This window comes from Pseudoalteromonas sp. G4, assembly GCF_028875915.1.
In the GTDB taxonomy this organism is placed as follows: domain Bacteria; phylum Pseudomonadota; class Gammaproteobacteria; order Enterobacterales; family Alteromonadaceae; genus Pseudoalteromonas.
In genome coordinates this window covers 1-13,907 of record NZ_JAPEHW010000021.1, presented here as the reverse complement: position 1 = coordinate 13,907, position 13,907 = coordinate 1, and the positions used below count along the sequence as shown (strand labels likewise).

9 protein-coding genes are annotated in these 13,907 nt (G+C 39.5%); 4 read left to right on the top strand and 5 right to left on the bottom strand.

Going from position 1 to position 13,907, the window contains the following annotated elements:
• Positions 1-87 precede the first annotated feature (87 nt).
• The 3 genes from carB to dapB form a co-directional block, all read right to left on the bottom strand.
• Complete coding sequence (gene carB / locus ON073_RS08585) at positions 88-3,306, bottom strand: carbamoyl-phosphate synthase large subunit (RefSeq protein WP_274761475.1); 3,219 nt, start codon at positions 3,304-3,306, stop codon at positions 88-90.
• A gap of 17 nt (positions 3,307-3,323) precedes the next feature.
• Entirely contained in the window at positions 3,324-4,454 is a 1,131-nt protein-coding gene (carA, locus tag ON073_RS08580) for a glutamine-hydrolyzing carbamoyl-phosphate synthase small subunit (protein WP_274761474.1), read from the bottom strand.
• A 217-nt stretch (positions 4,455-4,671) separates the two neighbouring features.
• On the bottom strand, positions 4,672-5,472 hold the full coding sequence (gene dapB, locus ON073_RS08575; RefSeq protein WP_274761473.1) for a 4-hydroxy-tetrahydrodipicolinate reductase: 801 nt from the start codon (positions 5,470-5,472) through the stop codon (positions 4,672-4,674).
• A 338-nt stretch (positions 5,473-5,810) separates the two neighbouring features.
• Here dapB and ON073_RS08570 point away from each other — a divergent pair, with 338 nt between their 5' ends.
• The 3 genes from ON073_RS08570 (at position 5,811) to ON073_RS08560 (ending at position 9,250) form a co-directional block, all read left to right on the top strand.
• On the top strand, positions 5,811-7,127 hold the full coding sequence (locus tag ON073_RS08570; protein WP_274761472.1) for a Na+/H+ antiporter NhaC family protein: 1,317 nt from the start codon (positions 5,811-5,813) through the stop codon (positions 7,125-7,127).
• Between the two features lie 200 nt (positions 7,128-7,327).
• Entirely contained in the window at positions 7,328-7,705 is a 378-nt protein-coding gene (gene rcsF / locus ON073_RS08565) for an Rcs stress response system protein RcsF (RefSeq protein ID WP_274761471.1), read from the top strand.
• Between the two features lie 333 nt (positions 7,706-8,038).
• The gene (locus ON073_RS08560) at positions 8,039-9,250 is read left to right on the top strand and encodes a hypothetical protein (RefSeq protein WP_274761470.1); all 1,212 of its coding nucleotides are present in this window, start codon (positions 8,039-8,041) and stop codon (positions 9,248-9,250) included.
• Positions 9,251-9,348: 98 nt separating this feature from the next.
• Here ON073_RS08560 and ON073_RS08555 read toward each other — a convergent pair whose 3' ends face one another.
• Positions 9,349-10,674 (bottom strand): FG-GAP-like repeat-containing protein, encoded by a 1,326-nt coding sequence (locus ON073_RS08555; protein ID WP_274761469.1) that lies wholly within the window; start codon positions 10,672-10,674, stop codon positions 9,349-9,351.
• A 116-nt stretch (positions 10,675-10,790) separates the two neighbouring features.
• Between ON073_RS08555 and ON073_RS08550 the strand changes: the two genes are divergently transcribed.
• Entirely contained in the window at positions 10,791-12,794 is a 2,004-nt protein-coding gene (locus tag ON073_RS08550; protein ID WP_274761468.1) for a winged helix-turn-helix domain-containing protein, read from the top strand.
• Between the two features lie 210 nt (positions 12,795-13,004).
• Here ON073_RS08550 and ON073_RS08545 read toward each other — a convergent pair whose 3' ends face one another.
• Positions 13,005-13,523 carry a GrpB family protein gene (locus ON073_RS08545; protein ID WP_274761467.1) on the bottom strand — a complete coding sequence of 173 codons (519 nt, stop codon included), beginning with the start codon at positions 13,521-13,523 and terminating at the stop codon, positions 13,005-13,007.
• Positions 13,524-13,907 lie beyond the last annotated feature (384 nt).

The following is a 13,907-nucleotide window of genomic DNA, read 5'->3' as shown; positions in this document are numbered from 1 at the left end:
TTCACAATAAAAGCCCGGATTAACCGGGCTTTTTATCATTTCTACTTTAATTGTCTTAGTCTATATCAAAAAATATAGACGGGGCAATTAATTTACACGCTTGTGTAGCTCTTGTACCGACGATACCGTTGAACGGTCATCAGCAGCATGCGCTTTACAGTTAGCAAATGCGGCATTAAGCGTTGTTGTGTAGTTTACTTTACCTTGTAGAGCACCACGACGAAGTACTTTAGAATCTTCAATCGCTTGACGACCTTCAGTGGTGTTTACAATGTAGCTGTACTCACCGTTTTTGATGCGGTCAAGAATATGAGGACGACCTTCGTAAACTTTGTTTACACGACGCGCTTCAATGCCTGCTTCTTCAAGTGCTTTTGCTGTGCCGCCAGTTGCGTCAAGCTCAAAGCCTAAATCACGCATGGTACGTGCTAATTCAACAATACGCTTTTTATCGCTGTTACGAACAGATAGTAACGCACGACCACCACGTGGCATAACGTTACCTGCACCAAGCTGTGCTTTAGCAAATGCGTCAGCGAATGTGTCACCCACACCCATAACTTCACCTGTTGAACGCATTTCAGGACCACGCATTGGGTCAACGCCAGGGAATTTAGCGAACGGAAGTACTACTTCTTTTACGCTGTAGTATGGAGGAATGATTTCTTTCGTTACGCCTTGGCTTGCAAGAGACTGACCCGCCATACAACGTGCCGCTACTTTAGCAAGTGCAACACCTGTTGCTTTTGACACAAAAGGAACAGTACGTGCAGCACGTGGGTTCACTTCAATTAAGTATACTTCGCCATCTTTAACAGCAAACTGCGTATTCATTAAGCCAACAACGCCAAGCTCTAATGCCATGCGAGTTACTTGGTCACGCATGCGGTCTTGGATTTCAGGGCTTAGTGAGTATGCTGGTAGTGAACATGCTGAGTCACCTGAGTGAACACCTGCTTGTTCGATGTGTTCCATGATACCACCGATGATCACTTGCTCACCGTCACAGATAGCATCTACGTCGATTTCGATTGCGTCATCTAGGAAGCGGTCAAGTAGTACTGGCGCTTCGTTTGATGCTGATACTGCTTCTGTCATGTAACGACGTAAATCGTCTTCGTCGTATACAATTTCCATCGCACGACCACCCAGTACATATGAAGGACGTACAACTAGTGGGAAGCCGATTTCAGCAGATTTAGCTACCGCTTCTTCTAGAGAAGTCACTGTTGCGTTTTCAGGCTGAAGTAGATCTAAACGCTCAACCATTTGTTGGAAGCGCTCACGGTCTTCTGCACGGTCGATTGCATCTGGTGAAGTACCAATGATTGGCACGCCATTCGCTTCAAGTTCACGCGCAAGCTTAAGTGGTGTTTGACCACCGTACTGCACGATTACGCCTTTTGGCTTTTCAACACGTACGATTTCTAATACGTCTTCTAGCGTGATTGGCTCGAAGAATAAACGATCTGATGTGTCGTAGTCGGTAGAAACTGTCTCAGGGTTACAGTTAACCATGATTGTTTCATAACCATCTTCACGCATTGCAAGGGCTGCGTGTACACAACAGTAATCGAATTCGATACCTTGACCGATACGGTTAGGGCCACCGCCGATAACCATAATCTTGTCTTTGTCAGACGGGTTCGCTTCACACTCTTCATCATACGATGAATACATGTAAGCTGTGTCTGAGCTAAATTCTGCCGCACAAGTATCTACACGCTTGTAAACTGGTAAAACTTCTAACGTGTGACGCTTCTTACGTACTTCAGCTTCGCTAACACCAAGTAGTTCAGCAATACGTGCATCCGCAAAACCTTTACGCTTTAAGCTGCGTAGGAAGTCTTTGTTAAGACCAGCCATGCCGCCTTCAACGATTTTTGCTTCGTCTTTGATGATGTCTTCGATTTGAACTAGGTACCAACGGTCGATCTTAGTCAGTTCGAATACATCTTCTACGCTCATACCGTGACGCATTGCATCAGCAACGTACCAAATACGCTCAGCACCTGGTTCACGTAATTCACGTACGATTTTTTCTTTCGCGTTCGGGTCATCAAGTGCCACAACTGGGTTGAAACCTGTTGCGCCAACTTCTAAGCCGCGAAGTGCTTTATGAAGTGATTCTTGCTGGTTACGGCCAATCGCCATTACTTCACCAACTGACTTCATCTGAGTCGTTAGACGATCGTTAGAACCTGCGAATTTTTCGAAGTTGAAACGAGGGATCTTAGTAACAACGTAGTCGATCGACGGCTCGAACGATGCAGGTGTTGCGCCACCTGTGATGTCATTTTGTAGCTCATCTAGCGTGTAACCTACTGCTAATTTTGCAGCGATTTTCGCGATTGGGAAACCTGTTGCTTTTGATGCAAGTGCAGATGAACGAGATACACGTGGGTTCATCTCAATGATAACCATACGGCCATCAGCTGGGTTAACACCAAACTGTACGTTTGAACCACCTGTTTCAACACCGATTTCACGAAGAACAGCCATCGATGCGTTACGCATTAGCTGGTATTCTTTGTCTGTTAGTGTTTGTGCTGGTGCTACTGTGATTGAATCACCTGTGTGAACACCCATTGGATCGAAGTTCTCGATAGAACATACGATGATACAGTTGTCGTTTTTGTCACGAACCACTTCCATCTCGTACTCTTTCCAACCTAGTAAGCTTTCATCAATAAGAAGCTCGCTAGTCGGAGAAAGGTCAAGACCACGGGTACAGATCTCTTCAAACTCTTCCATGTTGTAAGCAACACCACCACCGGTACCACCCATAGTGAAAGAAGGACGAATAATACATGGGAAGCCGATACGCGTTAACGTGTCACGAGCTTCATCCATTGAGTGTGCGATTTCTGCACGAGGACACTCAAGGCCGATCGCCTTCATTGCCGCATCAAAACGCTCACGGTTTTCTGCTTTGTCAATTGCATCAGCGGTTGCACCGATTAGCTCAACGCCGTGCTTAGCAAGAACGCCGTGCTTATCTAAATCGAGTGCACAGTTAAGTGCAGTCTGACCACCCATAGTAGGTAGTACTGCATCTGGCTTTTCTTTTTCGATAATGCGCTCAACAACTTCCCAGTGAATTGGCTCGATGTATGTTGCATCTGCCATTTCTGGGTCAGTCATGATAGTAGCAGGGTTAGAGTTAACTAAGATTACGCGGTAACCTTCTTCTCTAAGTGCCTTACACGCCTGCGCGCCTGAATAGTCGAATTCACATGCTTGACCGATAACAATCGGGCCCGCACCTAAAATCAAAATACTTTTTATGTCATTACGTTTTGGCATTTTAGTCTCAGTCCTAATTATTTACGTTCTTGCATTAAGTCGATGAAATGGTCAAATAGCGGTGCCGCATCATGAGGACCAGGGCTCGCTTCAGGGTGACCTTGGAAGCTAAACGCTGGCTTATCAGTGCGGTGAATACCTTGTAATGTGCCGTCGAATAATGAAACATGCGTTGCACGTAAGTTTTCAGGAAGAGTGTCTTGATCCGCTGCAAAACCGTGGTTTTGCGCTGTGATCATAACCACATTTCGGTCTAAATCTTTAACCGGGTGGTTACCACCATGGTGACCAAATTTCATTTTTACTGTTTGCGCACCAGAGGCAAGTGCAAGTAATTGGTGGCCTAAACAAATACCAAAAATTGGTGTATCTGTTTCAAGGAAGGTCTTAATAGCGTCAATCGCATAAGTACATGGCGCTGGGTCACCTGGGCCATTTGATAGGAAGATACCATCAGGGTTTAATGCAAGTACATCTGCTGCAGGAGTTTCAGCAGGTACTACAGTTAATTTACAACCGCGGTCTACTAACATACGTAAAATGTTACGTTTTACACCGAAGTCATAAGCAACTACGTGGAATTTTGCATCTTCATCGCTCAGAGTTTTAAACCCTTCGCCTAACGTCCAACTTGTTTCATTCCATGTGTACTGCTCTTTTGTACACACTACTTTCGCAAGATCCATACCTTTAAGGCCTGGAAATGCTTTCGCCGCCTCAAGTGCTTTCGCTTCGTCAATTTCACCTGCGATGATACAACCGTTTTGCGCACCTTTATCACGTAAAATACGTGTTAGTTTACGCGTATCGATATCAGCAATACCTAAGATATTGCGAGATTTTAAATACTCATCAAGTGAAAGTTCGTTACGGAAGTTGCTCGCAAGCAGTGGAAGGTCACGAATTACTAAGCCTTTCGCCCAGATTTTATTCGCTTCTTCATCTTCGCTGTTGGTACCTGTGTTACCGATGTGTGGGTAAGTTAAAGTAACAATTTGTTCAGCATAAGATGGATCAGTTAAAATTTCTTGATACCCAGTCATTGAAGTATTAAAAACTACTTCACCAACTGAGATACCCTCAGCACCAATGGCAGTACCGCGAAATACCGTGCCGTCTTCTAGGACTAACAAAGCGGATTTAGACAAGTTGACCTCCTAACAGTAAAAAACGGGCGAAATTTGCGTAAATTTCAACCCGTTCAATCGATCTAACACCCCAGAGAAAGCGTTAGATTATAAAATTCTGGCAAATTCCAAGTATTTTAGATGAATTCTCAAAAAAGGTCTAATAAAAAATAAGAAAAAATTAAAAATAACGCTTTTAACAGAAAATTTACTTTAAACAGCCAAAAAATTCAGTTTTCTATCTAAAACCCAGCACATCTTGCATAGTATAAAGTCCAACCGGTTTATTATGTAACCACGCTGCAGCCCTTACAGCACCTTTAGCAAAGGTCATTCTTGAACTCGCTTTATGAGTAAGTTCGAGTCTTTCGCCTTCAGCTGCGAAATAAGCCGTATGTTCACCAACTATATCGCCACCTCGCATTACTGAATAGCCGATTTCTTTTTGACTTTTGGCCTGCTCATCTTTTGAACGGTCAAAAACTGCGACTTCATCATGCTGCCAACCTTTTGCTTCTGCAATGGCTTCACCAATCATTAATGCTGTACCAGAAGGCGCATCAATTTTATGTTTGTGGTGCAGCTCAAAAATTTCAATATCAATGTCATCAGCTAACGTCTGCGCAGCCGTTTTAACAAGGTTTTCGAGTAAGTTAATTCCTACTGAGTAATTGCGTGAAAACACAATTGGGATTTCCTTTGCAGCCAATTCAAGTTCTGCCATATCAGCTGCAGTTAATCCTGTGGTACCAATCACCATCGGAATTTTGTTTGCTACTGCGAAAGCCAAGTGCTTTTTCATGCCAACCGGTAATGTAAAATCGATTATCACATCAGGCTGATGCTCAAGGGTATTTTCGTTTGAAAATAGTACTGGCGTATCACCCAAATTAATAAAATGCTTTACAGCTTGACCGAGCAGTTCGTTATTTTCACGCACTAGAGCGCACACTAATTCTGTTGTTTCGCTATTGATACTGGCTTCACAAAGTGCACGACCCATTCGGCCATTAGCACCATACACAGCAATTTTAGTCATACTATTCTCTACTATATTTTAAATTTTAACGCGTTATACCTGACACTTTTGTAAGGTCAGTTAGAGTTTGTTGTAAATATCCCATTGAAGAAAGCCAACCTTAGCACTTTTTAACGCTAATTTTTATCCGTTTGGCGATTATAGCAAGTTCAGTTTGACAAAACATCTAGACATCTATACATTCGCACATCCATTTTTATTCATGCCATTTTTACGAAATTTGCTTAAAACTTGCGCTCAAGTGCAAAACGTGGAACTAATAGTGATGAATAAGAAGAAGAAATTTCAGTTTCGTGCACTTGTGCACGCAACCTATAAGGTTTCCGTTTGAGGTTTTTATGGATACTCATATTAATAAAACGGCGGCAAAATTATCATTGCTGCCATTATTAACATTTGTTGGTTTATTTTTAGGTGCAGGCCTTTATTTGCAATCGCAAGGTATTGACTACGCGTTTTACCAGTTGCCTGCACCTGTAGCTATTTTGCCTGCAATTCTTTTGGCTTTTCTTCTCAATAAGAAGTCCATTAACGAATCGGTAGAGACCTTTATTAAAGGTGCAGGTCACAGCAATATCATCACAATGTGCTTGATATATTTGTTAGCCGGTGCATTTTCGACTGTTGCAGGGGCTACAGGTGGTGTTGATGCAGTTGTAAATGCAGGCCTAGACCTAGTGCCACCCGCATTTTTACTGCCAGGCTTATTTTTAATTTCAGCTGTAGTATCAACCGCGATGGGCACTTCAATGGGTACCATTGGTGCAATTGGCCCAATTGCTTATACGCTTTCAGTCAAAACAGGCCTTGATCCAGCACTTGTAGCCGGTACGGTTGTCTCTGGTGCCATGTTTGGTGATAACTTATCAATTATTTCAGACACCACCATTGCTGCAACGCGCACGCAAGGCTGTGAAATGAAAGATAAATTCCGCGAGAATTTAAAAATTGCATTACCAGCTGCAGCATTAACCGTATTACTTTTGGCATTTTTAACGCCAGAACCAGAAATTATCGATGTTAAAGATTACGACTTACTCTTAGTACTGCCTTATGCCTTTATTCTAGTGCTCGCAGTTGCTGGTTTTAACGTATTTGTGGTGCTGTTTAGCGGTATTGTATTTGCGGGATTAATGGGCTTTACCGGTGACTATCAAGGTGGTCAATTCGTTAAAGACATTTATGAAGGCTTTAAAGGCATGCAAGAAATATTCTTGTTATCAATGTTTATTGGCGGCCTTTCTGAGTTTATTCGCCTTAATGGAGGCCTTGATTATATTGCGCATAAAATCCAAAAAGGCACCAAGGTAATTGCTAAATGGAATCGTAAAGTAGCAGACCAATTTGGTATTGCTGCGTTAGTACTTACTTCTAATTTATGTATTGCCAATAATACCGTTTCGATTATTGTTGCAGGCCCAATTGCGAAAAAACTCGCTGAAGACGGCAACATTCCTGCTAAGCGCTCAGCAAGTTTATTGGACATCTTTGCTTGCGTAATGCAAGGCAGTTTGCCATACGGTGCACAAGCGTTATTACTTGGCGCGACTTTCCATATTACCCCTTGGGATGTGGCTACAAGCTCATATTACTGCTTTATTTTAGCGTTCGTCGCATTGGCAATTATCGCATTTTATAAATCAAAAGATGCTTAATATTGTTTAAAACGATTCCGTGTTTGGCGCTCAATTGAGCGCCTTTTTTGTACACTTTTTAACAGTTTGAATTAAGCTAAGTTATTGTAAAATATTTTAACTCGTTTTATTTTTATTGTCGTAGGTTTATGTAAAAGGGCGATAATCGTAAGCAGAATTGCTCAAAAGTGCAGCCAATACAGCATTGAAAGGATTTTATTATGACTAGCCCTATTTTATTAATACTTTTTATATTTCTTCTTGGGGCTTGCTCTGGGAGTTTTTCAACAAACTTTGGTCAATTTGCTGTTGACTCTACCAAGAAAAATATCGCTAAATCTGAAGTAAAAGAACTTACATTTAAACAACTTCATGCTCGTTATTTTCAACCTTTAGGTGCTGTAGAGACTGATGTATGTCTTAAAGAGAGAGAACAACCTATGCCTAGCGAAAATGAAATGAAAAAGCGCCTTAAACTTCAAGCATTTGAATATGGTGCAAATGCGATGGTTTTCGATCAGTGTAAACGATATTCTGACTTTAGACATTGTAAACGATACCAAATTTGTAGAGCACAAATCTTTGATGCTGACATCTAAATTTACTAGAAAAATCTAATTCTTAAAGCTTAAATACAGAAGTTAGCAATCACATTTATGTGATACTTTTTTCAACAGACTCTCAACTACCTCAAATACCAATGGACTCTGTAAACCTAAAAATACAGATAAATACACTCACTAAAGTAATACCAATTTTATTAATGCAATTGGTATAAAGCCAGTAATAAAGAGAGCACTCTTTTTACTTGACACATAAAAAGCACTTGCCAACAATTGTTATAATATAACATAATGCAAGTGTTACTTTATAACATTACAAGGATTAGATATGATTCGTAAATAAGCGCCTGTGGTTCTGATAGCCATACAGTGATAAATAAGACACCAGAAGTTGATACTCCCTCTGAGCCGCATCAACCGCTTGAATTGCCTGAAGGTCGTTTAGCTTATAGCTCACCTGACTCAAATGAAATTCATATTTTTGACTTAGCGACAAAGCAGGTAATCAATAGTTTCCCACTCACAAATACACCATCGGCTCTTTATACAAGTCCCAATGGCCGTTATGTTGTCGCTATTCAACGTAATGAAAGCCTTGTTGAATTTATTGATGGCGGTATATATTTAGAAGAGCATGGTGATCATCATGACCTTCATGAAGACGCACCAACAACCAACACTTTTGAATTATTAGACGTAAAACCAACCCATTACGTTCCAGTCGGCGAACAAGCTCTGGTATTTTTTGATGGCGATAAAGACGCTTCTGCTGATGCAGGCTTTGCCATTATTTCAGATGAAAGCATTAGCGAGACACGCATTATTGCTGAACATCATTATGAAACGTATCAACACGGTACAGGCCAAATTCGTGATAATTTTGTACTTGCCACCATTCGCGACGTAAATAGTGAGACTTCTTTACCTGAATCAATAGGTTTATTTGAAGTTCATGGTGATCACTTTCATCAAGAGCAAACCTTTGAACATATGTGCCCCGATTTACACGGCAGCTTCCAAACCGAAGACTACATTGCCTTTGCTTGTAGTGATGGCGTTGTAAAAATTAAACAAGAAGGTGAGTTGTTTACTTCAAGCAAGATTGCTAACCCAACGACTATGCCTCAAGGCGTTAGAATTGGTAAATTTATCGGCAGCGAAGAAAACAACACCATTATTGGTCTATCACGAGGTGGTGTATTTACTGTCAATCTAGAGACAAACGAAATTGCGCCATTTGCATGGCAATCTGAAGGCGTAACCAACTATTTGGCTTACAGTGTAAGCGGTGATAAAGAAGCTGTGTTAGTACTTGATGATGCTGGCTTTATCAACGTCTTCGATCAACATGAACAATGGCAACGAACAACTCGATTTCAGGTTATAAATCAAATTGATGAAGAAAAAAGCGCTAAATTAATCGCCAATAGAGCACATGATATTAGCTACCTTGTTTATGGTAACACAGTGTATCAAATCAACTTTGAGAACCAGAGCGTAAACGAGTTAATCACTGTTGAGCAAGGAATTACAAACCTAACTTGGTTAGGTGCATTTGAAGAGGAAGCGCACGAACACTAATCCCTTTTTTCAAAAATCACTTTGGTTTCCCATTTAAGTGAACTTCATGCCGGCAACGCTACATTGCTGGCATTTTTTATTTTTTCGTCGTCTTAATATTAAATTATTCTTCGACGCACTAGGATTAAAGCAAGTAAGACCATTATTAAGTATGAAAATGTACCTCCACTACTGCTGATCGTTTTATCTTTTTCAGGTTCACTTGGTATCGGAGTTGCTGTTGCACTGAAATTTGCTGTTAATTCAATACTTGAACCTTGTGCAACACCACACTCAACGTAACTGTTCGCAGCATGATAATAAAAGCGCTGAGTATTAAACTCACCGGTAGCGATATCTTGATAACCATCCAAATTATAATCAGCAACTTGCACTGCAGTTAACCCTTCATTACCAGAGCCTATTTCCACAGCAGCAGTGTAGCTACCAGCATTATTGTAAATAATACGTAAGCTATATGGTCCGTAGTGTGCAGTAACAATATCCTTATCACCATCGTCGTCAACATCGGCAAAGCCTACGCCATAAGGAGCGTTACTCTGGTCAACTACATTCCCTGTAAAATCATCAGATGCACGATACAAAGAGATATTACCAGTATCAATCTCTGCTGAAACGATAGTGAGACCATGTTCATCATCAAGATAGCTATCGAGTGTCACAGCTGCAGTATTTGAGATGACTTTGGTCTTTGTATAGCCATCTGGTAATTTAGAATAAATTGCTATTTCTTGATTTTTGATTGAATCTACAAGCTGGAATAAATCACCAGAAGTATCGGCAGTAAAACTCGAAATGATTAACTCAGCGCTGCCATCTTGATCAGGATCTTCAACGGTAATGGCATAAGGAACGGTGCCCGGGATTTGAATGATTTCGGATTCTGCGAGTTGACCAGCACCATCATTATTATAAACACGTACTTGCCTTGCACCGTATTCGGCAACCAATAGATCAGAAAACCCATCCGCATTTACATCATGGGTTGCCATCGCTGACGGATAGTTTAATGAAGAAATGAAGTTACTCGAAGTAAATGTGCCATTACCTTGATTTTGGTACTTAATAATTTGCCCTCTAAAAAGGCTAATTCCCAATAAGTCTTTATCTCCATCATTATCAAGATCCAATGTCGCCAGTGTTTTAGCTCCTCCGCTAGCACTGCCTATCGTTGTTCTGTCAGTACTTGTTTGAACCCCTTGACCAAAGTCACATTGCTGACCGCTCCAATGCATAAAACGACCACCAGCATTTACGTTTGGTGACAACATCACACTATTATTCTCTGTACTTATCGTACAAGAATCAGAACACGTTTCATTGCCATACTTAACATTTCCGTTCCCTACCACCTCTAAAGTTATTTGGTTCGCAATTGCGCTAACAGGCAGACTTAATAAAATTGCACAGAGTTTTTTGTTCATTTTTTTCTCCTTAAAATACAACTCAGTGCAAAGTGACGACAATACTTCACAATTGCAATTTAGAAGTTATCTCGATACTATTTTAAAGTTATCTTTATTATTTTCAGAAGGTTATAGTGAGAGTTTTTTATATAGGGAAGTTTAAAGTTGAGCCTGAAAAGAATAAGGTAAGTTTACCTAAGGCAGAATTTCGCTTAGAACCTCGTGTAATGTCTATTTTATGTTACTTGGTGCAGCATCAAGGCCAAGTGCTAAGTAAAGAAAAGATTTTAGCGTCACTTTGGCCAAACCAGGCGCTTGAACCTGAGCTCGTCACAAAAGCCGTTTTTGAAATTAGGAAAATACTTAACGATAACCCTAAACAGCCTCGTGTTATTGAAACAATTCCTCGTAAGGGCTACGTATTTATTGGCAAAATTGAAAAAGAAACACGCAAAATACATGCCTTTTATCTTGTGTGCCTGAGTATGTTTACAGTTATCCTCATCGCATTATTTTTACACAATACGAAATCACAGCATGAGCTTGATTTATCTAGTGTAACGACAAAAAAAACCATCAGACACAATACCAATGGAGAAATTAATACAATTAGCGTTAATAACAGCAAACAACTCTTGTTTGCTTACCAAAGAGAAGTCTTTTCCGAGCTTTATTCACACAATGATAAGACCCTTAAAAACACGTTAATAGATACACAATTTACTGAAATTAAAGATATATTTTCAACTGAAAAATCTGATTATATTGTTAACTGTGATGACAAGTGCGAAGTAATTAAACACAAGAATAACAGCTTCATACCTGTTTTAACGATTAACGAACGAATCATAAAATTAAGTGTTTCTCCCGATGAAAAATGGCTGGCATTACAGATCACCAAACAAAATAGACATAATATTGGGTTGATCTCGTTAGTAGAAAAAGACGCTAAACTATTTTATCTACCACTTGATGGGAATGAAGCACATCCAGTATTTTCGAATAACAACAACCTTTATTTCATTTCGCTGTCCGCTGATAGAAAAAACCTTTTAACAAATTACAATTTAGAAACACAGCAAATTAAAACAAATCCAATTCCGATTGATAGAGTTGGCAGTTTATCACTCTATGCAGATTCACAATTCGTTGTAACTGGGCGTTATAATGGGCAGTATGCGTTATGGCTTTTAGCTTTAGATCCTTTATCATTGTCTGTATTAGCTAACATTGATCCACAACAGAAAGTCAAAGACATCACTGTTGATAAAACAAACAAAACAATAAATTACATTGCACAAAATAGGCCTATCAAGATTCAAAGTAAAGGCGCGCTCTCCATTAAAATTGAGCACCCAAGTCTCAATCTAGATGGGGTATACCTTGCTAAAAAAAATGCCCTTATTTTCAGTTCTAACCGCTCAGGAAGCTACGAGATCTGGATGGAAGATCAGGGCCAACAATCAAAATTAACCGACCTTAACGCCAGTTATATTCATACCATTAAAGTTGATAACAGCGAAAGCAAGGTTGCGTTCTCTTATACCAAAGGTAAAACCAAAAGAGTATTAATTTATTCTTTGTTAAACAATAAGATAATAGGAGATATCAGACTAAAAAATGATAGTTACTTACTGAACTTTGATCATACCTCAACGAATTTATTTATTAGTCAACGCGCAACTCAGAATTATGATTTAGTGAGTTTAAATATCAAAAGCCAAACACACTCTAAAATCGCTCACAATGCTGGAATTACAGCGATCAGCGATGCAAATGGGGTTTATTACTATTCTTTCAATAACCAAAATCTACAATATCAGGCTAACAGTGGTAATACGAATGCGCTTTTCGATTTTAAAGACAAATCATTGCAAGTTAGAGCAAGCGCTATAAAATTGACACAAGACGGTTTTTTCTACTTGAGTAAAGTCGATAAACAACAGGTTGTTAGTTTTTATAACTTCAATACCAAAACAATAAAGCCACTATTTATGCTTGAACAAAATCAGTTTGTTACAGACTTTGGCTTTATCAACGCAGGACCTTTCATTATTTATGATCAGGATACTGATGTAACAAGCCAGATAATCAGTTTAGAACACATTAAGTTAAACTCTGCTTTAGAAGCCAACTAAACCATTGGACCAATGCGAACTGATTGCTTATTTCTACAAGCGAGATAGGTACTCTTAGAAAACACAATTAAGTCTATGTTTTGAGCCTGCTAAAAACGAAATTTAACTATGTAATGGGCAAAAAGAGTACTGCAATGCACTTTGTTACCTCAGGCCAAGCTCGCTAACGCACCACACGCCAGTTTCAAACATTATATAACTACGGTAATTTTAAAGCTGACTTAAAATACTTTTGACAAAAGGTGATTTGGCTTTGCCGTAATCATCTTGCACAGTTATACCATCAGCCAGTATTTTGCGCTTTTGCGCTTCGTAAGCTGCTCTGTCATCTGGATTATTTAGCATATGCTCTTTGTAGGTGACTTGCTTTTTATGCTCTTCGCTATTTTTTTCAATCACATGCATATGCACATTAAACACTTCATTGTTATATAAAACGGCTATATCTTTTCGTGGTCGGGTAGCTGGGAAGGGATTTCCGCTATGTTGGTCAACAAAACCAAAGTTTTTAAGATAAGCGACAGCATCTTGTAAATGGCCTGCTTGATATAAAATCGAAATATCAATAATACCTTTGCCTGCCACTTTAAAAGACGAGGAACCAAAGTGAAGAAAATCAAATCGTTCGTCTGAAAGTTCAGCCATTACTGCCTCGGCAACATCTAAAAACACTGCTCGCCAAGGGTTAAAGCTTGCAGGTACTAAACTGTAGTTACAAAACGATATCATTTAAAAGCCAATTTATAGTTTTGCTAAATAGTAACCGTTTGTTTAGCCAAATTAAATCTGAATTAGTTTATTGTGAAATAATTTGTACCAAAACAACAAGCAGTATTGCGAATCATTATCGTTTAATATAAAGTTGCTATCACTAAGTACATAGCTTATTCGCTAGATACTTAATAAATAACAATAAACGTGCGCTTTTTATGATGACAATTAAACGCCCATAGTTTCAGCCAACTTAAAAAGTTAAACGGGTTCCCCTGGTATGTTAGTAATGTTTGACCAATTTTGGTCATTTCCCCTACTAAGTTAACCTGAGCTCGGGATAATAAATTACTTTCTAGCAGCTAATTTTACTTATTACTGCGTTAAATTTGTTTGCAATAG

Bases quoted from the DNA above. Each gene is read 5' to 3' on its own strand.
- carB (WP_274761475.1), bottom strand. From the start codon at position 3,306: ATGCCAAAACGTAATGACATAAAAAGTATTTTGATTTTAGGTGCGGGC.
- dapB (WP_274761473.1), bottom strand. From the start codon at position 5,472: ATGACTAAAATTGCTGTGTATGGTGCTAATGGCCGAATGGGTCGTGCA.
- ON073_RS08570 (WP_274761472.1), top strand. From the start codon at position 5,811: ATGGATACTCATATTAATAAAACGGCGGCAAAATTATCATTGCTGCCA.
- rcsF (WP_274761471.1), top strand. From the start codon at position 7,328: ATGACTAGCCCTATTTTATTAATACTTTTTATATTTCTTCTTGGGGCT.
- ON073_RS08555 (WP_274761469.1), bottom strand. From the start codon at position 10,674: ATGAACAAAAAACTCTGTGCAATTTTATTAAGTCTGCCTGTTAGCGCA.
- ON073_RS08545 (WP_274761467.1), bottom strand. From the start codon at position 13,523: ATGATATCGTTTTGTAACTACAGTTTAGTACCTGCAAGCTTTAACCCT.